An 18,927-nucleotide genomic window follows, 5' to 3' on the forward strand; every position below is an offset into this window, starting at 1 on the left:
TCCCCAGATCCAGGGTCGGTACGCCGAGCTCGGCGGCTACACCGTCGGCTTCGAGACCTATCCGGAAGACGCGGACCCTGCGCCGCTCTTCGTCGGGCTGGCGGACAACCGTTGCCAGTGCCCCCACTGGGGCGTCGTCCAGTCCGGCCAGATCACGTTCCGATGGGCCGACCACGTGGAGACCTACGCTGCCGGTGAGGCCTACTACGCAGCGCCCGGCCACCTGCCGCTGGTCTCGGCCGGCACCAGCGTCGTCGAGTTCAGCCCGACCGACGCTCTCGGCGAGACGATGGCGGTTGTCGAGCGCAACCTCGCCGCAGCGGGAGCGGGTGCGAGATGACGACCTCGACGATGTCATTGTCRCCCACCGTCCAGACCAGCCTCGACAAGTTCGTCGAGTTCCTCGAGAGCGGAGGCATTGCCCCCGAGGGCCTGTTCGCGCCGACCGTCTTCGGCGACCTGACCTTCCCGCACTGGCGCATCCAGACTGACGGTGCGGACGAGCTCATCGCCGGCCGGCGGCGGCTGCATGCCCCGCCCGGGCGCGTCCGGCTGGAGCGGGTCACGCCCACGGAGACCGGCTACCTGATCAAGCTGGAGGAGCGCTGGGACGATGGCGGCCAGCAGTGGTACTGCCGGGAGGGCTTCATCCTCGACCTCGACGAGAACGGTGCCGTTTCTGACTTCACGCTCTACTGCACCGGCGACTGGGACGAGGACCGCCAGCGCGAGCACGCGAGCACGGTGACCCTGCTGCGTCCGTAGTGCCACCATGGAGCCTGTGGGACCCACCGCGGGGGACCTCCCGAACCCGGCAGGCCAGGCGCTGCGCCTGGCTGAGACGTATGTCTTCGGCACCGAGCCCGGCAGGATCCCCGCGGTCCTGCACGAGGCCTTCGAGGCCTCCAGCGACGACCGCGCCCGCGCCCGGCTTGGCGCCACCCTGGCGCGCTGTTGGGCCTACGCCGGGGCCCACACCCGCGCGGTCCCGTTCGCGGATGCCGCCCTCACCCACGCGGCCGCAACCGGTGACGGGGCACTCCTCGCCGATGCGCTCGACGCCGCGCTGGCCACGCACTGGGGGCCCGACGAGCTGACGGTCCGCACGGGGTTGGCGCGGCAGCTCGACGATGTCACCGCCCACCTCACCGACGTGGAGGCACGCACTCAGGCCCACCTGTGGATGCTCACCGTCGCGATGGAACTGCTCGACCTACCGGCGATGAACCGCCAGATGCGTGCCCTGGAGGTGCTCGGGGAGGAATCGTCGCGAGCGATGTTCTTCGCGGCGTCACGACGCCTCACCCTCGACCTGCTTCGGGGGCGGACGGACACCGCCGCAGCACTCGTCGAGCTGGCAAGCAGGGCCTTGGAGCCAGCCGGGCTGGCCGACGGCTGGCTCGTGGTTTCCGGCATGCGTGGGTATGCCGCGGTCCACAGTGGCGACCGGGCCACGGCCGCCGAGCTGGCCCAGTTGGCAGAGGAATTCGCGACCGCTGAAGGCATCCGCGAGCTCTACGCCGAGGCGGCCTGGATGTGGGTCGGCGCGGGCGAGATCGAGCGCGCGCACGCGCTGGCGGCGACCTTCGATTTCGGTGTGCTGGCTGCACTGCCGCGCGACTTCAGCTTCCTGCCGACGGTCCAGCTGGTCCTGGACGTCGCTCTGCAGGCCGACGACGCTGACCTCATCGCTCGGGTTGCACCTCTGCTCGCGCCATACGCCGGCCGGCCAGTTGTCGCCTCAGGTGGGGTGATGTTCCACGGCGTCACCGACGACACGCTCTCCCGAGCCGCGGAGCTCCGCGGCGATCACGCGCAGGCCGCACGCCTTCGGGCGCAGGCGCTGGCGACGTACACGCGGATCGGCGCCACCTGGTGGCACCAGCGGCTCGAGCAATGGGCTCCCACGGTGCCGGCGGTCGGCAGCGTGAGCCGGACGACGGACAGCCGGATGACGCTGCGTCCCGGCCCTCCCGGGACGTGGCTGGTCGGCCACGGCGGCACCACGACCCCAGCGCCAGCACGCAAGGGAATGGCCCACCTGCACGTGCTGCTCTCCCGGCCGGGCACCGGGATCGACGCCTTCACGCTCGCCGGGGGTGCCGTGGCTGAGAGCGACCTCGGAACCCGAGCCGACGCAACGGCGCTAGCCGCCTACCGCCGTCGCCTCCGACAACTTGATGAAGCGCTCGATGCCGCCGACGCGACCGGCGACTCCACGGGCGCGGAGACCCTGGTCGCGGAGCGAGCCGCACTGCTGGCCGAGGTCTCGGCGGCCACCGGACTCGGTGGACAGCCCCGGCACGTCGGAGGCAGCAGCGAACGCGCCCGCGTGACAGTGCGCAAGGCGATCGTCTCTGCCATCGACACGATCACGACTGCCGATCCAGTCGTCGGCCGCCACCTGGCAACCCACATCCGGACCGGCTTCACCTGCAGCTACGAGCCGGACGCCGACCATCCGTCGACCTGGGAACTGTGACCCTGCCCTGAGGACGACCGAGGACAAGCCGCATCACACCGAGCGGTAGGCGGCCACCACTGCCCCGACTGACTCAGGTCCATGAGGCGGGGTAGACATGCCCCATGCGTATGGGAAGAGTCGACGTCCGGCCCCTCGGTGGCGCTGCAGGCTGCCTCACGATGATCCTCGTGTCAGTGCTTCTGTCGGTCGTGCTGACGGTCGTGCTCAACCTGCTCGTGCGCTGAGCTACGCATCGCAGCTTCGGCGAGTCAGGCGGCGAGCATGATCCCGACGAACAACGTGGCAAGCGCAGTGAGTCCGGTGAGCGCCCCGAAGATCGCCATTGCCTTGCGCGAGGCCACTCGAGCGTGCAGAAAGGCGGTCACGCCGGAGGCGATCACCAGGGTGTACTTGACCATCAGGGTGTGCTGGTATGCCGGTCCCTTGTCGCCCTCCGCGAGCACGTTCCAGATTCCGGTCAGCAGCAAGACCCCGAAGGCGGGCCAAGCGATTCGGTTGAAGGCATTGGCGGCAGCCTTCGGCACGTCGGTCCCGGCCACGCGAAGCGCCGGGACCAGTGCGGCGAGAGTGATCTGGCCCCCGACCCAGACCGTCGCGGCCAGTACATGCAGGAAGAGGCGCAACGTCTCCAGGTTCACAGGACTCATGCTGGGAGAGCCTGCCACGTCGCCGACAGACTTCGTGAGGTGCCCCCGCGGACGCCCGCGGGGTTTCGGGCTTCGGTGGCACGCCGCTAGCCTGCGAGGGTGACGCCTCACGTCGCAAGCAGACCCGTCCCTGAGGGGGAGCCATGGGCTCGGTCCGTGCTCGCACAGCTGGCCGATGTGCCAGGCGCCTATCGGGCGGGGCTGGCGCTCGCGGAGGGCGGTGGGCGACGGCTGTTGTTCACCGCGAGCGACCGCGACGGCGGCAGCAGCATCCCGTGGTGCGAGATCGACGCCTATGAGGACGTCCCGCTGACCCACACCGTACGCACCGGGAAAGCCGTGCTGGGGTCACTGCACGAGCTGGCTCGCCGCTATCGGGCATTCACCGAGCGCCAGCCCCCGAACACGCGAGCGCTGGCAACGGTCCCCATCGTCGCGGCCGGCCACGTCCTCGGCGGATTCGCGTTGTTCTTCGACACGCCGCAGCCCTTCGACCAGCCACAGTTGATGGACCTGGAGAAGCTGGGGGCACGGCTGGGCGCTGAGCTCCGCCGGATCCAGCGGGCCACCACCCGGGCCAGCCTGTCCTTGCAGGCAGAGCCGGTGCCCGAGGGTGCCCGCGCGGCCACCTTCTCCGTCACTGCGGACCCCCAGGCAGTCGCTCATGCGCGCCACTTCGCGTCCAGAACCCTGACGGCATGGGACGTCGACGGAGCCACGATCAGCAGCGCCCTCCTGTGCCTGAGCGAACTGGTCACCAACGCCGTGATCCACACCGAGGCCGGCTGCGAGCTTCGCCTCGTCCTCGACGAAGGGGTGCTCACCACCACCGTTCGCGACAGCGGCTCGAACGTCATCATCGATCCCACCCACGTCAGTCAGGATCCGTTGGCCGTCCACGGTCGGGGGCTGCAGCTCGTGGACGCCTTCTCCACGAGGTGGGGTTCCCAGCTGGACGCAGGAGGGATGGCTGTGTGGTTCGTGCTCGAGCCGGCGCAGCCAGCCGAGTGAGCAATGCGTCCACCGGTCACCCTGCACACTTCGACATACGCACGCGGTTCGCCGCAGCTCGCCACGAGTCAGTGGAGGGTCTCCTGGTCGTGGCACATCTGGACGAACTTCGCGATGCGCGCGGCCCGAGTCTCCGGCCGCTTCGCCTCGTGGACGCGGTAGAGGATCGCAAAGCGGTTGGAGCCCGAGAGGGTGTCGAAGAACGCCTTGGCTTGCGGGTCGGTCGCGAGCGCGGCAGCCAGGTCCTCGGGAACGGTCGCGCTGTTCTGGCCGGCATACGCCGCCGCCCACCGGCCGTCCGCCTTGGCCGCGTCGACCTGTGCCTGACCGGCGGGGTGCATGCGACCCGCCTTGATCAGCGCCTCGGCCTTGTCCCTGTTGATCTGCGACCACGTGCTCCGCGGCCCGCGCGGGGTGAAGCGCTGCAACCAGTAGGACTCGTCGTGTGCCCGCTTCTGCCCGTCGATCCAGCCGTGGCAGAGGGCGATCTCGAGCGCCTCGGCGTAGTTGACTGTCTCTGCCGCGCCCACCTTCCCGATCTTGAGCCAGAAGCCTCGATGGGGGACGCGCTGTTCGGCGAACCATGCCTCGCAGTCGGGCACACTCGCGAACGAGATCACTGGCTGGCCAGCCAGCTCCTCGGGCGTGTYGTCGCCTGACATGCTGCGATCCTGTCACCGCTCACCGACAGAGCTCTCGTCAGGTCAGCCTGGGATGCACCGCTGAGTTCCGGAGCCCGGCGCGGTCTCTTCTTCGCCCCACCCCACCAGCGATCCAGGAGTCCCCATGCGCAAGGTCGTGCTCTACACCCTGATGTCCCTCGACGGGGCCGTTGACGACCCGGACCGGTTCTTCGCCTCGAGCCAAGAGCAGGCCGAGGTCCCCGAGTTCGATGCCGTGATGGAGGAGAACGAGGCGAGCGTCATCGCGACGCAGGATGCGGTCCTGCTCGGTCGGACCATGTACGACCAGTGGTCACGGTTCTGGCCCACTGCGAAGTACGAGCCGTTCGCCAGCTTCATCAACGGCGTGCGGAAGTACGTCGTGACGTCATCGCCCTTGTCGACGCCATGGCACAACGCCGAGGCGGTTCATGGCCCCCTGGCGCAGGTCGTCGGTGACCTCAAGGCTGGGACCGGCGGCGACATCGGTGTCCACGGCAGCGTCCAACTGGCCCAGTCGATGCTGGCCGCGGGGCTCGTCGACGAGCTCCAGCTGGTGGTGGGGCCGACGGTCGGGTTCAGCGGACGACGCCTGTTCTCCGGTGTCGACGGCACCCGGCAGCTCGACCTCGTCAGCGCCAGACCCACGCCGAGTGGAGCACTGCTGCTGAACTACCGCGTGGGCTGAGCAAACGACGACGCCGGCCGAGTGTCCTTCGTATGCTCCCGGTGTGTCCAACCCGGCTCTCAAGGCGTGGCCTCCTCTCGTCGCCGACGGCTGGCGCAAGCGCGCCGACGCCTTCTACACGCTCCCCCTCAGTCCGGGAGTCAGCGGGCTGCTGGCGCTCGCCACCAACCGCGGGTTGCCGCACCAGTGGCGGCTCAACCCCTGGGTGGGAGTCATCCATGAGCGCGTGAACGCCATTGCCAGTGCACTCACCGCGGCCACGGCGAAGAGCCCGTACCCCCAGCCGACCATCCGCCACAGCCTCGTCGCGCTCCTGGATGGGCCGGATGACCTCACGCGTGATCGTTGGCTGATCGCGGCCGCGGCCCCGGAGGCCAATGAAGCCGTGAGCCACGAGGTGGCCCGTGCTGTGCGGGGATTCGGGCTCCCGTGGATCGAGCAGCGGACCAGTCTCGACGCGATGGTCCGTGAGCTGCGCGCAGGCCATGGACCGATGCGGCTCACGCCCTATCTGACCGCCGCGCTGTGGCTGCAGGGCGACGTGGCGGCCGCGGAGGAGCGCCTGACCGAGATCGCTGCGCGGTTCAGTGGTCCCCCTCCAGAGGTTCCGGAGCCGCTGCGCGGCCTCCGGGTGACCAGCTACGGATCCTCCGCGCCCCCCGAAGGCTGGCCACGCCACGCTTTCGATGCGTTCGCGGCGAGACTGCGCGAAGGCATGGAGCAGTACCCGCAGGGTCCACCGGAGCACTGGCTTCCTCGACCGGACTGACCCTCCCGAGGATGCCTCGGTGAAGTCAGCGCACGACGCGCCAGACGCTGGGCGCCGTCCCGTGGTCGCGCTTGAAGGCGCGGCTGAACGCCTCCTCCGACTCGTACCCGACCCGCGGGGCGATCGCGGCGACAGGCAACGTCGTGGTCCGCAGGAGATCCTCAGCCACGTGCATCCGCCAGCCGGTGAGGTAGCGGATCGGTGCGAGCCCGAGCGCCGCCCGGAATCGTTCGTCCAACACGGTGGATGAGGTGGTGGCCTCCCGGGCGAGGTCCGCGAGCGTCCACTTGCGGCCGGGATCCCCATGGATGGCAGCCAGCGCGGGCGCAACGACCGGGTCGCGGAGCGCGCCCAGCCAGCCGGTGTCCGTCGTCGGCGCGTTGGCCAGGTGCAGCTTGAGGACCTCACGCAGGAGCAGTTGAGGTATGTCGGTCGGTGCCGCGATGCGGTCGTCGGCGAGACTCGTCTGCTGGAGGACCAAGTCGCTGCTGGCCCTGACCCACGAGCGGATCGGCCCCTCGGGCGGCGTGACGACGAACACCGGAGGGAAGACACCGAGGCCCGGGTCGAACAACCGGTCGTCACACGCGAGGAAGCCGCACACGAGCTCACTGCGCGCGCCGCCGAGGCCATGGACGATGTGCGGCAAGGCATTCCACGGCGGTGGGTCGATGAGCTGCATGACGGGGACGATCTCCGCCGTCTCGTGCCCGCCCATCCGGTGCTGGTCGTTGTAGGGCAGCACGATGACGTCGCCCTCGTGGGCCCAGACCCTGTGGGACCCAGCCTCGACCCAGCAGCTGCCGGAGACGACGACGTGGAAGATGACGATCTGCGCAGCGTCGGGAGCCAACACCGCGGCCAGGTCGTGCGACGCCATCGACTCGTACGCCCACGCCTCGGTGTACTCGCTGTGCAGGAAGATCGCCCCGGTGAGGCGGATCCGTGCGAGGGCACCCGCCAGTCCGGCGGATCGGTCAACTGGTGCGGCATCCCGGTCATGGTCCGAGCGCGCCGTGGTCATGAGACTGAGTTTGTCACCACGACACACGGGAATCAGCACACGAAGGAGACCGCGATGACGCACTACGGGGATGGGCGACTCTGATGTCGCGCGCCGAGCGGTTCAACGCGAGCGACTTCTCCCGCTGGGTCAATGGACCCACCGGCCGCGCCTTCCGGCTGGGGGCCGGCGTGACCTGGTTGGCGTTCGGCATCCTCTTCCTCGACCGCTGGTGGGGGATTGCGGCGGTGGCCTGGAGCGTCTTCCCGCTCTCCGCCGGGCTGCTCGACATCTGCTGGATCAGTGCCGCCCTGGGTGGGCCCTTGCAGGGCAGGACGATCCGGGCGCGGCAAGGGGTGCACGCGTCGTGACGGGGCCCACCCTCACTGCTAGGAGATGGCGGTGCCGGCGATGTGGGTGTTGAACGGCACGAGCGGCGACCGGATCCGGTAGTGGGTGAGGTCGACGCTCGTGAAGCCGGCTGACTCGACCGCCCCGGCCAGATCCCTTTCGCAGGAGCAGCCTTCGAAGACCCACGCCCACGGCCGACGCAGGATCCTCTGCACGACGCGCGTCGGAGTGCCGGACTTCGCCGCCACGTGCTCGGCGAAGCTGAACCGCCCACCGGGCCGCAGGATGCGACGGACCTCGGCCAGGACCGCGTCGGGGTCGCGGACGCTGCACAGCACGAGGCTGGAGATCACCGCGTCGACGCTGGCATCGGGCAGGTCGATCCGCTCGGCGACGACACTGTGGATCTCGAGGTCGACGTCATGGGCGCCAGCCGCCTGCCGGAGCCGGGCGTGCATGTGGGGGTTGGGTTCGATCGCGACCAGGCGAGCCCCGGGCGGCAGGTAGCGCAGGTTCGCTCCGACGCCCGCGCCCAGCTCGACCACGGTCGACGGGAGGTYGGCGAACGCCGTGGACTTGCGGGCGTTCATGTGCCAGTTGATGTATCCACCCATGAGCCAGAAGAAGGCGGAGTTGAAGCGCCCGCGAACGGGGTGCTCGTCGAACGGGTCGGCGTCCGTGCGGGTCTCGGCGCGCGTGGTCGTGGATGTCTCGAACTGCTTGGGGTGAATGGTCATTCGTCGAGCCTGCCGGACGTGGGGTGACGCCGTCAGCAGTGGAAATACCGCAGTTGCGAGGGTCAGTCCGCCCGGTTGGACGAGACGTACCAGGCCGCGATCTGGGCTCGGGACCGGAAACCCAGCCGGGCGCGGATCCGTTCGACGTGCGACTCCGCGGAGCGCTCGGTGATGACCAGCGCGTCGGCGATCTGCCGATTCGACCGGCCCTGCGCCACCAGCTCCGCCACCTCCATCTGGCGCTGGGTCAACGAGGGCCGAGCTGCCTCGCGTTCCAGTGGGGGCAGGCCCAAGCCGTGACGCATGGCGTCCAGCACCGAGTGCGAGTCACCGGCGAACGGGATGTGGGTCCGTCCCGGCAGCACGGTCAGCGTGGCGCCGTCGATGCCTGCGGCCAGGCGTTGGCCCTCGGCAAGGGGCACGGCTCGATCGCCCTCGCGGTGGATGACCGACGTGCGTGCAGTGATCCTGCTCAGGTCGCCGGACACATCGATGGCGTAGCATGCCGCCAACAGCCGGTGCGCCCAGGCTGCGGGCGCGGACTCGCGCTGGTAACGCGAGAACATCCGGCGGAACCCGGCCTCCGCGTCGGGGGCGAAGATCTCGGTCAGGACGTCCGACGCGAATCCCCAGTGTTGGTCGACCAGCCCGAGCACGTGCTCTCGCACGGCAGGGTCGGCCACGCCGTCGCCGTCGACCCAGCCGCCGTAAAGGACCAGCCGATCCACCGACTCCGGATGGCGGGCAGCCCACCTCACCGCCAGTGGTGCGCCGAACGAAGCGCCAACCAGGTCGAAGGGCTCGACCCCGACCCTCACCCCGGCGGCGGTCGCGACGGCCTGGAGGACCTCGAGCTCCAGCTCGACCACGTCGGTGCGGGTGGTCTGTCCGGAGAGGCCGCAGCCGGGCCGGTCGTACCGCACCAGGGTCCGGCCGGTCGCGAGCCCTTCGTAGAACTGCCGCTCCGCCGGAACCGCCCACCCCAGGTCGAGGTGGGAGACCCAGCCCGGCACGTAGATCGCCACCGGGCCCTTGCCTGCGACAGCGAACCGGATCACTGTGCCGTCCGCCAGGGTGGTCTCGCCGAGCTCTTGCTCCACGGTCGACATCATGCCGTCGAGGACGCGGTGAAGACGACCCGGGGAGTGAGGCCCCACCCGTTGTCAGCGGGGCGGTTGACAGCAGCACCCGACAGGTCGACCTTGGGGTGGTCCGAGCGCCGAGCCCGAGGAGGACACGTCATGGCCAGCTCGATCTTCGCCCGGATCGGCACGATCAAGGGCGAGTCCAAGGACGCGAGGCACAAGGACGAGATCGAGGTCCTCTCCTGGGCCTGGGGCCTGTCCCAGTCGGGTGCCACCGGGCAGGGAGGCGGTGGCGGCGCCGGCAAGGTGAGCTTCCACGAGTTCACCTTCACCCACCACGTCGACAAGGCCTCGCCGAGCCTGATGAAGGCCTGCGCCACCGGCGCGCACCTCAACGACGCGACGATCACGGTGCGCAAGGGCGGCAGGGGTCAGCAGGAGTACCTCGTCATCACGATGACCGACCTCCTCGTGACGAGCGTGTCGACGAGTGTCACCGCAGAGGGCGACGCCACCCTCGAGAGCGTCGGGCTCTCGTTCGCGAAGGTCGACCTCGAGTACAAGCCGCAGAAAGCAGACGGCTCGCTCGACGCCGGCGTCCACTTCAGGTACGACCTCAAGACGCACAAGGAGGGATAGCCGGCGCCGCGCGAGCCGCGCTGGGCCTCAGCGGTTTACGGCTCTCCGCCGCCCCCGGCCAGGAAGCCGGTGTGACCGTTGCAGGAGTCTCCCGGCTGGAAGCCGGAGGCCTTGAGGTCCTGCACGGTGGCGCCGTTGGCCCGCTCCGCCTGCTGCACGTGTCCCCAGTTCTGGGGCGGTGCTCCACCGGGTCCGGGGAAGCCGGCACCATCGCCGTCCTCCAGACCGGAGAACGCACAGATGGAGTTGGCGTGGGCCGACCCGAGACCCTCACCGCCAGGTGGCTTGCCGCTGCCGGTGATCTCGCCGGCGCTGGCCGCCGACATCCCGACGAGAACGAGCGCCCCGGCGAAGGCCGGGACGATGACCAGACGAGAAAGGCGCATGGTGCTCCTCCGATTGCGGATGTCCGCCCTGCCCATCGCGGGGCGTGCCCCGACGCTAGAGCCAGCCCCGGTGGCACCGCCTCCACCTGCGCCATTAGAACTTCTGCAGTGTTCAGGGTGACATTTCAGGGCAATCTCGCCCAGCCGTCCCGTATTTCGGTTGCCGACGACCGGTCGGCCATGGACCCTCGGCACATGACCACAGCTGCCTTCGAACCGCCGTACGACCAGCTGCTCGCCACCGCCGCGCGGGTGTCACGGGAGCGACCCGAGGTGGATCCCGACATGGCACGGGAGGTGTTCGAGGAGGCGGCGACGTTGCTCTACAACGGGCTCGCCCTCGACGGGCTGGACGACCACGACGCCCACCTGGTCGTCGCAGGGCTGTGCGAGGACCTCGTGTCCGGCGCCCCGAGTGAGGCGGTGCGCCGACGTCCGCAGTCGGTGCTCGACGACCCGGGCGAGCTGCACGACCCCAGGGGCGTCGCCGCGGCATACGAGATCAGTGCTCGGGTCCTGCAGCTCTGAGGAGCCGCACGCGCGGCAAACCCGCCAGCGCGCGTGCGGAGTTTGAGTGATCCGACGGACCCTGGTCCGTCGGATCACTCAGACTCGCGGGGGTCAGGGGACCCTCGGGCAGTCCTACCCTCGGCGGAGCAGCGCGYCGGCGAAGGACCCTGCGGCGGGCAGTGACGGCAGGAGGGCGGCCTGGTAGGCGTGGTAGACGTCCGGCTTGCCGGCCCAGACGGTCGACGCGGGACGGTTCGACGGGTCCAGCTCGTGCCGCCAGGAGCCGTTCGTGCGGTCGATGAAGTGTCGTTCCGCCTGGGCCCACCACGCGGCATACCAGTCTCGGTATGCCGCGTCGTCGACCTGGAGCCCCAGCGCCCAGGCCGCGCCGATCCCCTCCGCGAGCACCCAGTGCAGGCGGTTGCGCACGACCGGCTGCCCGTCGAAGTCGGTCGTGTAGACGAAGCCGTCCTCGCCGTCGACGTGCCAGCCGGTGCCGACCGCGGTGTCGAAGAGCGACACCGCGTCGTCGAGCAGCCATGCCGGTGCGGCGTCACCGAGGGCGGCGCGCAGGTGCAAGGAGAGGCGCGACCACTCGAGGAGGTGGCCGATGGTGACGCCGTAGGGGCGGAACTGGTCGTTCGGCTGGTCACGGTTGTAGTCGGGCTGCGGCTGCCAGTCAGGGGTGTAGTGCTCGACCAGTCGCCAGTCGTTGCCCCGGGCGAACCCGTGCACGACCTGCTCGGTGATGCGCGCGGCCTGGGCCCTCGGCGCGGCATCACCGGTCACCTCGTGCACCGCGAGCAACGCCTCGACGGTGTGCATGTTGGCGTTGGCGCCGCGGTAGTCCTCGGGGGTGCGCCACCCACGGTCCCAGCTCTCCATCGCCAGGCCGTCTGACTCGCTCCAGAAGTGCGTGGCGAAGACGTCACGGGCGTCGTCGAGGAGGGCCTGCCCATCGGGGTGCCCGGCCGCAGTGGCGCTCGAGGCGGCCAGCAGCACGAAGGCGTGGGCGTAGCACTCCTTCGTCGACGACACCGGCTCGTGCGTGGTCGCGTCGACGGCGCTGAACCAGCCCCCGTGCTCCGGGTCGCGGAGCGCCCCGCGCAGGGCTCGGACGCCGTGGTCGAGCGCCGCCTCTGCCTCGGCGTTCCCCTGCATCACCTCGAGCGCCGCGACGTGCGTCATCCGGCATGTCAACCACGCGTGCACCGGTCGCTCGAGCTCGGGTGCGCCATGGTCGTCGAGCCAGGCGAAGCCACCGGCCGGGTGGACGGACCCACGCGCGAAGCTCCACAGCCGTCGGCGCTCACCCGCCAGCCAGGCCTCGTCGGGAGCGGACGGCAAGGGCGCGGACGACATGCGTGGATGGTATGCCGCGTGGCGCCGCAGGGCGCGGGGCGCTCCTAGCGGGTGCCACGGCACGCACTAGGGTTTGGGGCGTGCTGAGGACGACGGCGGCGGTGGTCGCGGGCAAGGCGGCGAGGGCTGTCTCGCGACTGCGGGGCGGCGGTTCCGCGCTCCCGGGTCTGGTCGCGGAGCGCGTCGACCCCGGGTTCCTGGCCCACGCGCTGGCCGACGTGCCCGGCGGGATCGTGGTCGTCACCGGGACGAACGGCAAGACCACGACCACGAAGATGCTGGTCGCGGTGCTGCGAGCGCACGGCCGGACCGTCTTCACCAACCCGACCGGCTCGAACTTCACCCGCGGCGTCATCTCGTCGATGCTCGGGGAGCTGCCCCTGCGGGGCCGGCTGGTGGCCGACATGGCGGTGCTCGAGCTCGACGAGGCGCACGCGCTCAAGTTCGCCGCCGCCGTCCGGCCCACGCACGCCCTGCTGCTCAACGTGGCCCGTGACCAGCTCGACCGCTTCGCCGAGATCGACCACACCGCCCAGCTGCTGGCGTCGCTGGCCGAGCAGGCGACCACCGGCGTCGTGCTCAACCTCGACGACTCCTTCGTGTCGCGGATCCGCGACCGGGTCGGCGAGGGCGTCGCCGTCCGCTACTTCGGGGTGGACGCCTCGATCGCCGACCGGCTTCCGGAGCTCCAGGAGCAGGACGTGCGGTTCGAGGACGACTTCGTGCCGCCGGTCGCGGGCCCTGAGGACGGCCTGCTCAAGCCGAGCGACGAGCGCACCTTCGAGGTGCTGTTCGGTGCTGGCGACGGCGGGCCGGGCTCAGGCACGGTCGGTCCGCTGGAGCTCCAACAGCGCGGGCTGGCCGCCATGATCAACGCCACGGCAGCCACGGCCACAGCCCGGATGCTGCTGGGCGATGCCTTCGACCCCGAAGCGGCCGCGACCGCCCTGCGTGCGGTGACGCCGCCCTTCGGTCGCGGCGAGGTGGTGATGGTCGACGGCCAGCCGCTGGAGCTCGTGCTCGTCAAGAACCCGGCCGGGTTCACCGTGGCGCTCGGCACCTACGGCTCGACCCCTGTCGCGACGATGATCGCCATCAACGACAACTACGCCGACGGCCGCGACGTGTCGTGGCTCTACGACGTGAGCTTCGAGAGCCTGCGCGAGCGCGGCGTCGCGGTGACCTCGGGTGTGCGCGGCTACGACATGGCGCTTCGCCTCCAGTACGACGACGTCCCCGTGGCCGCGGTGCAGCCTGACCTCGACGAGGCGCTCGACGCCTTCCTCGCCCAGCACCCCGACGAGCCGAAGCGGATCTTCTGCACCTACACCGCGATGATGGCGCTGCGCCGCACGCTCGCCTCGCGCTACGACCTGCCCGACATCGGCGAGGAGGCGTCATGAGCACCCCCGGTGACTCCGCGGCATACCCGCAGGACGTCCACATCCCCGGTGAGCCCGCCGGCTCCGCGCTCGTCCCCGACGCCGACCGCGCCGGCAAGGGCGCCATCCACGTCGTGCACCTCTACCCGCGGGAGATGAGCATCTACGGCGACCTCGGCAACACCCGCACGCTCGCGGCCCGCATCCGCCGCCACGGCTACAGCCCGGTCGTCCACCAGCACCACCCCGGCGGGGTGTTCCCCGAGCAGGCCCACCTCGTCGTCGGCGGTGGCGGCCAGGACTCGGGGCAGGTGCGCGTGGAGGCCGACCTCGAGCAGATCGCCGACCGACTGCGGGCGCTGGCCGACGGTGGCACCCCGATGCTGATGATCTGCGGCATGTACCAGCTGCTCGGCAATGCCTTCATCACCGTCGACGGCAAGCGACTCCCCGGGCTGTGCATCCTCGACGTCACCACGCAGGGCAACGCCAAGCGGATGATCGGGCCCGTGGTGCTCTCGACCGACTTCGGTGACGTCGTCGGCTACGAGAACCACTCAGGCTCGACGACGCTCGGCGACGGGCAGGCTCCGTTCGGGACGGTGCGGTCCGGGTTCGGCAACAACGGCAGCGACGGCACCGAGGGCGCGCGCACCGGCAACGTGTTCGGGTCCTACCTCCACGGCCCGATCCTGCCGGCCAACCCGCGGCTCGCCGACGCACTGATCGCGCTCGCCGCCGAGCAGGCGACGGGGCGACCCTTCGAGCCGGCCCCGCAGGACGACGCCATCGCCGACGAGGCGCGCTCGCGCCAGGTCCGTCGCCTCCTCAAGCGCTGAGTCCCGCCCCTTCCCCTGACTTCGGGCCACGGGTGCTGCACGAGACCCCTGAAACCGGCTGGCGCTGACGGCTGGGTGGCCAGAAGTGCCGGGGGTGAGAAGTGGCGGGTGGCTCAGGCGAACGTGGTGGGACCGGCGTCGAGCCGCAGCTTCAACAGGGCGTCGAGCGCGATCGACTCGCCGTCCCGGGCGCCCGCTCCGACCTGCAGCGGGGGAGGGCTCGGCTCCAGCGGCACCGTGCGCCACCGCCCGAAGCGCTGCGGCGCCGTGACGAGCACGTAGTAGCCACCGTCGGTCCCGACGCCGATGGAGAGGTCGCGCCGCAGGTACCAGCCCTGCACCCCGGTGCGGTAGCGCCCGCTTCCGGACCACGGCTTCGCGGTCAGCTCCTCCGTGGGGAACCCCGCCTCACGGGCGCTCGCCACGAACGCGTCGACCAGCACCTGGGCCTTCGCCGACTCGCGTTCACGCCGCTTGCGGTCCGCCTCGACGTGGTATGCCGCCCGCTCGGCTCGCTCGGCCTTCTCCCGTTCGACGTCGTCCGCGTCAGCCATCGAGGCGCTCCTCCAGCTCCTGCTCGGGCACCGCGGTCTCCTCGACCGGGGCCTTCTTCGGGCTGATCGACCAGGCCGCCCAGCCCAGGGCACCCAGCGGGATCTCGATGAAGTGCGTGAAGACGGAGAAGAGCACCACGGTCGCGGCGGCCTCGGGCCGACCCGCGCCCCACCCGACCAGCGCCACGGTCGTCGCCGCCTCGGTCACGCCCAGCCCGCCGGGGGTCACCCCGACCGCCGTCAGCAGTCGACCGATGGCGTAGGCCGCGAAGAGCTGCCCGTAGGGCAGGTTGACCCCGGTGGTGTGCGCGCACACGAGGAAGAGCAGGTAGTACACCCCGAAGAAGCCGACCAGCCCCAGCGTCATGCTCAGCCAGCCCGTGCGGACGACGTCGTTGATGCGCGTGCGCAGGTCGATGACCAAGGACCGAACGGCCATGCTGCGTCGTTTCCACAGCCGACCGATGACCTTGTCGATGCCCTGCCCGATCGCCACCGCCGCGCGCTCCGACGCGAGGATCGAGACGAACACCGCGAGGATGACCGACCCGCTGATCGCCCCTGCGACCGCCAGGTCCTCGAGCTTGCTGGGGACGTCCTGGTCGTTGCCGGCGAGCAGCCCGAGGATGGCCAGCACCGGCAAGGCGATGCGCGCCAACACGTTCCAGACCCCGGTGACGATCGCCGACGTCGAGATGTCGCGGCGGGAGAAGCCCCAGGAACGGCAGATCGTGTACGTCGCGGCCAGGCCTGCGGCGCCGCCCCCGGGCAGCAGGTTGCCCACCGAGGACCCTGCGACGTTGACGATCAGCGCCTGCCAGTGGCGCAGCCCGCGCATCGACCCGGTGAGGGTGAACGTGTAGCAGTAGAGCCCCACCACGACCCCACCCAGCAGCAGCACCGCCGAGCCGGCCGGCACCTGGGTCAGCACGTCCCAGATCTTCGACCACGAGGTCTTCGCGAAGTGCGGCACTCCCCACGCGAGCAGGAACGCCGCCAGTCCCAGCCCGAACGCCCCCTGCACCACGGTCCGCACGCGCGACCGCGGTCGCGTGCCCGGGCCGTCGGCGGGCGCTCCGCTGACCTCGGCCGTGCTCACGAGAGCCCCTCGAAGACGTCGTGCGACACGGGAAGGCCTGCTGGGCGGGCGCGGTCGACGAACCACTCGCGTCCGAACACGAGGTCGTAGACCGGCCTCGGGATCCGCAGGAACGCCGCCAGCGTGCGGTCGGCACCGTCCTGCGCGCTCGCCTGCGAGGCGTGCGCGCGCATGGAAGCCCGCTTCGCGGCGGCATACCGACGCACGTCGATGCGGTGGGTGATCTCGGAGCGGGCGCTGAAGGCGCGCCCGAACGCCGCCCGGTCGAACTCGGGCGGGAAGCGGTAGAACTTCGCGGCGAGGTCCACCGCGCGGGCGATCGTGTCGCGGGGGACCGTCGCCTCCAGGACGCGCGGCGTGCCCGCGAGGTATGCCGCCCGCTCACCGACCTCGTGCACGCGGACGTGGTCGCGGTGGCCGTAGCCGCCGTTGCGGTCGTAGCTGAGCAGGACGTCGGCGTGCTCCTCGCGCAGGATGTCGGCGAGGCGTCCTGCCGCCTCGTCGAGCGGGGCGTTGAGGAAGCGCAGACGGTCAGGCGGGTCGGGGTGGAGCTCGGGGCCCATGCCGCTGTCGGCGTAGCCGAGGTAGACGACCCGCGCGACCCCCAGGGCCGACGCCGAGCGGCGCAGCTCCTCGAGCCGGCGCGCACCCAGGTTGCCATCGGCCGTGAAGGCGTCGGACGCCAGCCCGAGGTTGCCGTCGGTGGCCACCACGACGACCACCCGGTGGCCCTCTGCGGCCGCCCGCGCCAAGGTGCCCGAGGTCAGCAGTGCCTCGTCGTCGGGGTGGGCGTGGAAGGCCACGAGCGTGTGGGTCATCACCGGCCATCCTGTCGCATGGCAGGCTCTTGCCTGTGAAGGTGGCCCTGCTGACGGACTGTTACCTGCCCAGGTTGGGCGGGATCGAGGTCCAGACGCACGACCTCGCGGCCCAGCTGCAGGCGCGCGGGCACGAGGTGGAGGTCTTCACCGCCACCCTCGGGGCGCAGGGCGAGCGACACGGTTTCGTCGAGGACGTCGACGGCGTCCCGGTCCACCGGATGGCGCTCCGGCTCCCGTGGCAGCTGCCCGTCAACCCGTTCGCCCCACCCGAGGTGCGGCGTCGGCTGACGGCCGGTGGGTTCGACGTGGCACACGTGCACATGGGGGTCGTCAGCCCGTTCGCCACCGACCTCGCCGGCGTCGCCCTCGGGCTCGGCATGCCCACCGCCATCACCTGGCACTGCCTGATGGAGCGCTCGCAGCCCGTCTTCAGGGCCCTCGGCCACGCCCGGCGGTGGGGTGCCCGAGGTGCCGCACTCTCGGCCGTGTCGGAGGTGGCGGCGGTCTCCGTGCAGGCGGTCGTCGGGCGCGGGCCCGAGGTGCGCGTGTTTCCCAACGGCATCGACACCGCGCTGTGGCGACCCCCGCAGCGGCCCTCGGTTGAGCCTGGGTCACCTGTCGAGATCGTGGCCGCCATGCGGTTCGCGGCACGCAAGCGACCGCTGGCGGTCCTCGAGGTCGCAGCCCGGGCTCGCGACCTCATGGCGGGCGACGTGCCGATGCGGCTGACGCTCTTCGGGGAGGGGCCGGAACGAGCGCGGCTCGAGCGGTTCGCCGAGCGCCACGACCTGACGGACTGGGTGTCGATGCCCGGACGCGTGGGGCGCGACGAGCTGCGTGAGCGCTACTGGCAGAGCGACATCTACCTCACACCGGCCCGGCTGGAGGCGTTCGGCATCGCAGCCCTCGAGGCCCGGACCGCAGGGCTTCCCGTCGTCGCCCGCGCTGACACCGGCGTGGGGGACTTCGTCGTCGATGGGGTCAGCGGCCTCCTCGGCGCCGACGACGACGCGCTCGCCGAAGGGCTGGCACGACTCGTCACCGATTCGGGGCTGCGCGCCCGCATCGCGGGCCACAACCGCGACGTGGCACCCGACCAGGACTGGCCGTCGGTGGCCGCGCTGGCCGAGAGTGAGTACCAGCGGGCGGGTGCCTCATGACCGAATCCGTTGTGCCGCAAGGAGACCCGATCATCGTCCGCGCCGACGTAGCCCACGGCCGGCGCGTGGCAGAGTTCGTCCTTGCCCACGGTGCCGACCCCGTGCGAGAGCTGGCCCGGCTCGGGTGGTCACGTCCGCACCTCCACGACGCGCGCCGCGGGGAGGACGGCTCGCTCGTCCTGCACTACACCGTGACGCCGGCCTCGGCCGTCTCGCACGTCGACGCACCGGTGCCCACCGACCCCGGCCTCGTGCTCGCACCCGGGGAGGAGGCGAGCCCCTACCAGCGCACCGCGGCATACGGGGTCGTCACCAGCGAGCGTGGGGTGCTGCTCACCGAGCTCTCCGAGCTCACCAGCGCCCCGGGTCGCTGGACGCTCCCCGGCGGCGGGTTGGACCCCGGCGAGGACCCGGTCGCAGGCCTGCACCGCGAGGTCTGGGAGGAGAGCGGGCAGGAGGTCGAGTCGGTCCGCCTGCTCGAGGCGCACACCTCGCACTGGATCGGGCGTGCCCCGAGCGGCCGGCTCGAGGACTTCCACGCCGTGCGCATCGTGTATGCCGCGTGGTGCCCGCAGCCGTCCGACCCGGTCGTGCACGACGTGGGCGGGTCCACGGCCGACGTGCGCTGGGTGGCCCGGGACCGGCTCGACCGCTACCACCTGAGCCGGTCGTTCTCCCCCCACATGCGGCGCTGGCTCGCGACCTGACGCCGCGATCCAGTCCCCACCCCTCACCAG

The 18,927-nt window shown here is 71.0% G+C and carries 25 protein-coding genes; 14 read left to right on the top strand and 11 right to left on the bottom strand.

Annotation, left to right across the window (positions count from 1 at the left end):
* The 4 genes from AC1DX8_RS15990 to AC1DX8_RS16005 all read left to right on the top strand — a co-directional run.
* Nucleotides 1–340: hypothetical protein (locus AC1DX8_RS15990; RefSeq protein ID WP_477630930.1), on the top strand; the 340-nt coding region annotated here is incomplete at its 5' end.
* An 11-nt stretch (nt 341–351) separates the two neighbouring features.
* The gene (locus AC1DX8_RS15995) at nt 352–765 is read left to right on the top strand and encodes a hypothetical protein (RefSeq protein ID WP_477630931.1); all 414 of its coding nucleotides are present in this window, start codon (nt 352–354) and stop codon (nt 763–765) included.
* A gap of 16 nt (nt 766–781) precedes the next feature.
* Complete coding sequence (locus tag AC1DX8_RS16000) at nt 782–2,482, top strand: hypothetical protein (protein ID WP_477630932.1); 1,701 nt, start codon at nt 782–784, stop codon at nt 2,480–2,482.
* 104 nt (nt 2,483–2,586) lie between these two features.
* Nucleotides 2,587–2,709 (top strand): hypothetical protein, encoded by a 123-nt coding sequence (locus AC1DX8_RS16005; protein ID WP_477630933.1) that lies wholly within the window; start codon nt 2,587–2,589, stop codon nt 2,707–2,709.
* 24 nt (nt 2,710–2,733) lie between these two features.
* Here the strand turns inward: AC1DX8_RS16005 and AC1DX8_RS16010 are convergent, their stop codons facing one another.
* Complete coding sequence (locus AC1DX8_RS16010; RefSeq protein WP_477630934.1) at nt 2,734–3,132, bottom strand: hypothetical protein; 399 nt, start codon at nt 3,130–3,132, stop codon at nt 2,734–2,736.
* Between the two features lie 156 nt (nt 3,133–3,288).
* Between AC1DX8_RS16010 and AC1DX8_RS16015 the strand changes: the two genes are divergently transcribed.
* On the top strand, nt 3,289–4,143 hold the full coding sequence (locus AC1DX8_RS16015) for an ATP-binding protein (protein WP_477630935.1): 855 nt from the start codon (nt 3,289–3,291) through the stop codon (nt 4,141–4,143).
* Nucleotides 4,144–4,211: 68 nt separating this feature from the next.
* Here the strand turns inward: AC1DX8_RS16015 and AC1DX8_RS16020 are convergent, their stop codons facing one another.
* Nucleotides 4,212–4,805, bottom strand: a complete 594-nt coding sequence (locus AC1DX8_RS16020) for a YdeI/OmpD-associated family protein (RefSeq protein ID WP_477630936.1) — start codon at nt 4,803–4,805, stop codon at nt 4,212–4,214.
* 124 nt (nt 4,806–4,929) lie between these two features.
* On the opposite strand from AC1DX8_RS16020, the gene AC1DX8_RS16025 reads away from it, so the two are divergent.
* Complete coding sequence (locus tag AC1DX8_RS16025) at nt 4,930–5,493, top strand: dihydrofolate reductase family protein (RefSeq protein WP_477630937.1); 564 nt, start codon at nt 4,930–4,932, stop codon at nt 5,491–5,493.
* Nucleotides 5,494–5,536: 43 nt separating this feature from the next.
* A complete protein-coding gene (locus AC1DX8_RS16030; protein ID WP_477630938.1) occupies nt 5,537–6,262 on the top strand; it encodes a hypothetical protein in 726 nt (241 codons plus the stop codon).
* A 25-nt stretch (nt 6,263–6,287) separates the two neighbouring features.
* On the opposite strand, the gene AC1DX8_RS16035 is transcribed toward AC1DX8_RS16030, so the two are convergent.
* The gene (locus AC1DX8_RS16035) at nt 6,288–7,286 is read right to left on the bottom strand and encodes an AraC family transcriptional regulator (protein WP_477630939.1); all 999 of its coding nucleotides are present in this window, start codon (nt 7,284–7,286) and stop codon (nt 6,288–6,290) included.
* Nucleotides 7,287–7,369: 83 nt separating this feature from the next.
* Here AC1DX8_RS16035 and AC1DX8_RS16040 point away from each other — a divergent pair, with 83 nt between their 5' ends.
* On the top strand, nt 7,370–7,636 hold the full coding sequence (locus AC1DX8_RS16040) for a hypothetical protein (protein ID WP_477630940.1): 267 nt from the start codon (nt 7,370–7,372) through the stop codon (nt 7,634–7,636).
* Between the two features lie 18 nt (nt 7,637–7,654).
* Here AC1DX8_RS16040 and AC1DX8_RS16045 read toward each other — a convergent pair whose 3' ends face one another.
* The 3 genes from AC1DX8_RS16045 to AC1DX8_RS16055 form a co-directional block, all read right to left on the bottom strand.
* Nucleotides 7,655–8,353, bottom strand: a complete 699-nt coding sequence (locus AC1DX8_RS16045; protein WP_477630941.1) for a class I SAM-dependent methyltransferase — start codon at nt 8,351–8,353, stop codon at nt 7,655–7,657.
* A 62-nt stretch (nt 8,354–8,415) separates the two neighbouring features.
* Entirely contained in the window at nt 8,416–9,453 is a 1,038-nt protein-coding gene (locus AC1DX8_RS16050; protein ID WP_477630942.1) for an alpha/beta fold hydrolase, read from the bottom strand.
* An 8-nt stretch (nt 9,454–9,461) separates the two neighbouring features.
* Nucleotides 9,462–9,596: a hypothetical protein gene (locus AC1DX8_RS16055; RefSeq protein ID WP_477630943.1), complete on the bottom strand. Its 135-nt coding sequence runs from the start codon at nt 9,594–9,596 to the stop codon at nt 9,462–9,464.
* On the opposite strand from AC1DX8_RS16055, the gene AC1DX8_RS16060 reads away from it, so the two are divergent.
* Nucleotides 9,595–10,077, top strand: coding sequence for an Hcp family type VI secretion system effector (locus AC1DX8_RS16060; RefSeq protein WP_477630944.1), 483 nt, complete (start codon nt 9,595–9,597; stop codon nt 10,075–10,077). The two genes, AC1DX8_RS16055 and AC1DX8_RS16060, sit on opposite strands and share 2 nt — an antisense overlap.
* A gap of 35 nt (nt 10,078–10,112) precedes the next feature.
* Here the strand turns inward: AC1DX8_RS16060 and AC1DX8_RS16065 are convergent, their stop codons facing one another.
* Nucleotides 10,113–10,463, bottom strand: a complete 351-nt coding sequence (locus AC1DX8_RS16065) for a hypothetical protein (RefSeq protein WP_477630945.1) — start codon at nt 10,461–10,463, stop codon at nt 10,113–10,115.
* A gap of 195 nt (nt 10,464–10,658) precedes the next feature.
* On the opposite strand from AC1DX8_RS16065, the gene AC1DX8_RS16070 reads away from it, so the two are divergent.
* Complete coding sequence (locus AC1DX8_RS16070; RefSeq protein WP_477630946.1) at nt 10,659–10,991, top strand: hypothetical protein; 333 nt, start codon at nt 10,659–10,661, stop codon at nt 10,989–10,991.
* A gap of 114 nt (nt 10,992–11,105) precedes the next feature.
* Here the strand turns inward: AC1DX8_RS16070 and AC1DX8_RS16075 are convergent, their stop codons facing one another.
* Entirely contained in the window at nt 11,106–12,335 is a 1,230-nt protein-coding gene (locus tag AC1DX8_RS16075; RefSeq protein WP_477630947.1) for an AGE family epimerase/isomerase, read from the bottom strand.
* Nucleotides 12,336–12,415: 80 nt separating this feature from the next.
* Between AC1DX8_RS16075 and AC1DX8_RS16080 the strand changes: the two genes are divergently transcribed.
* Both AC1DX8_RS16080 and AC1DX8_RS16085 read left to right on the top strand, forming a co-directional pair.
* A complete protein-coding gene (locus AC1DX8_RS16080) occupies nt 12,416–13,738 on the top strand; it encodes a DUF1727 domain-containing protein (RefSeq protein ID WP_477630948.1) in 1,323 nt (440 codons plus the stop codon).
* Nucleotides 13,735–14,556, top strand: a complete 822-nt coding sequence (locus AC1DX8_RS16085; protein ID WP_477630949.1) for a type 1 glutamine amidotransferase — start codon at nt 13,735–13,737, stop codon at nt 14,554–14,556. Before AC1DX8_RS16080 ends, AC1DX8_RS16085 begins: the two co-directional genes overlap by 4 nt.
* Nucleotides 14,557–14,669: 113 nt before the next feature.
* Here the strand turns inward: AC1DX8_RS16085 and AC1DX8_RS16090 are convergent, their stop codons facing one another.
* The 3 genes from AC1DX8_RS16090 to AC1DX8_RS16100 are packed head-to-tail and all read right to left on the bottom strand — an operon-like array spanning nt 14,670 to nt 17,027.
* A complete protein-coding gene (locus AC1DX8_RS16090) occupies nt 14,670–15,110 on the bottom strand; it encodes a hypothetical protein (protein WP_477630950.1) in 441 nt (146 codons plus the stop codon).
* Complete coding sequence (locus tag AC1DX8_RS16095) at nt 15,103–16,209, bottom strand: lysylphosphatidylglycerol synthase transmembrane domain-containing protein (RefSeq protein WP_477630951.1); 1,107 nt, start codon at nt 16,207–16,209, stop codon at nt 15,103–15,105. Before AC1DX8_RS16095 ends, AC1DX8_RS16090 begins: the two co-directional genes overlap by 8 nt.
* Nucleotides 16,206–17,027, bottom strand: coding sequence for a PIG-L deacetylase family protein (locus AC1DX8_RS16100; RefSeq protein WP_477630952.1), 822 nt, complete (start codon nt 17,025–17,027; stop codon nt 16,206–16,208). The genes AC1DX8_RS16095 and AC1DX8_RS16100 overlap by 4 nt, the downstream gene beginning before the upstream one ends.
* A gap of 41 nt (nt 17,028–17,068) precedes the next feature.
* Here AC1DX8_RS16100 and AC1DX8_RS16105 point away from each other — a divergent pair, with 41 nt between their 5' ends.
* Nucleotides 17,069–18,190: a glycosyltransferase family 4 protein gene (locus AC1DX8_RS16105; protein ID WP_477630953.1), complete on the top strand. Its 1,122-nt coding sequence runs from the start codon at nt 17,069–17,071 to the stop codon at nt 18,188–18,190.
* A complete protein-coding gene (locus AC1DX8_RS16110) occupies nt 18,187–18,897 on the top strand; it encodes an NUDIX hydrolase (RefSeq protein WP_477630954.1) in 711 nt (236 codons plus the stop codon). Before AC1DX8_RS16105 ends, AC1DX8_RS16110 begins: the two co-directional genes overlap by 4 nt.
* The last annotated feature ends 30 nt before the right edge of the window (nt 18,898–18,927 follow it).

The organism is Pedococcus sp. P2_A3 (assembly GCF_056405035.1).

Bases quoted from the DNA above. Each gene is read 5' to 3' on its own strand.
- AC1DX8_RS16005 (WP_477630933.1), top strand. From the start codon at position 2,587: ATGCGTATGGGAAGAGTCGACGTCCGGCCCCTCGGTGGCGCTGCAGGC.
- AC1DX8_RS16010 (WP_477630934.1), bottom strand. From the start codon at position 3,132: ATGAGTCCTGTGAACCTGGAGACGTTGCGCCTCTTCCTGCATGTACTG.
- AC1DX8_RS16025 (WP_477630937.1), top strand. From the start codon at position 4,930: ATGCGCAAGGTCGTGCTCTACACCCTGATGTCCCTCGACGGGGCCGTT.
- AC1DX8_RS16035 (WP_477630939.1), bottom strand. From the start codon at position 7,286: ATGACCACGGCGCGCTCGGACCATGACCGGGATGCCGCACCAGTTGAC.
- AC1DX8_RS16040 (WP_477630940.1), top strand. From the start codon at position 7,370: ATGTCGCGCGCCGAGCGGTTCAACGCGAGCGACTTCTCCCGCTGGGTC.
- AC1DX8_RS16060 (WP_477630944.1), top strand. From the start codon at position 9,595: ATGGCCAGCTCGATCTTCGCCCGGATCGGCACGATCAAGGGCGAGTCC.
- AC1DX8_RS16055 (WP_477630943.1), bottom strand. From the start codon at position 9,596: ATGACGTGTCCTCCTCGGGCTCGGCGCTCGGACCACCCCAAGGTCGAC.
- AC1DX8_RS16065 (WP_477630945.1), bottom strand. From the start codon at position 10,463: ATGCGCCTTTCTCGTCTGGTCATCGTCCCGGCCTTCGCCGGGGCGCTC.
- AC1DX8_RS16070 (WP_477630946.1), top strand. From the start codon at position 10,659: ATGACCACAGCTGCCTTCGAACCGCCGTACGACCAGCTGCTCGCCACC.
- AC1DX8_RS16085 (WP_477630949.1), top strand. From the start codon at position 13,735: ATGAGCACCCCCGGTGACTCCGCGGCATACCCGCAGGACGTCCACATC.
- AC1DX8_RS16090 (WP_477630950.1), bottom strand. From the start codon at position 15,110: ATGGCTGACGCGGACGACGTCGAACGGGAGAAGGCCGAGCGAGCCGAG.
- AC1DX8_RS16100 (WP_477630952.1), bottom strand. From the start codon at position 17,027: ATGACCCACACGCTCGTGGCCTTCCACGCCCACCCCGACGACGAGGCA.
- AC1DX8_RS16110 (WP_477630954.1), top strand. From the start codon at position 18,187: ATGACCGAATCCGTTGTGCCGCAAGGAGACCCGATCATCGTCCGCGCC.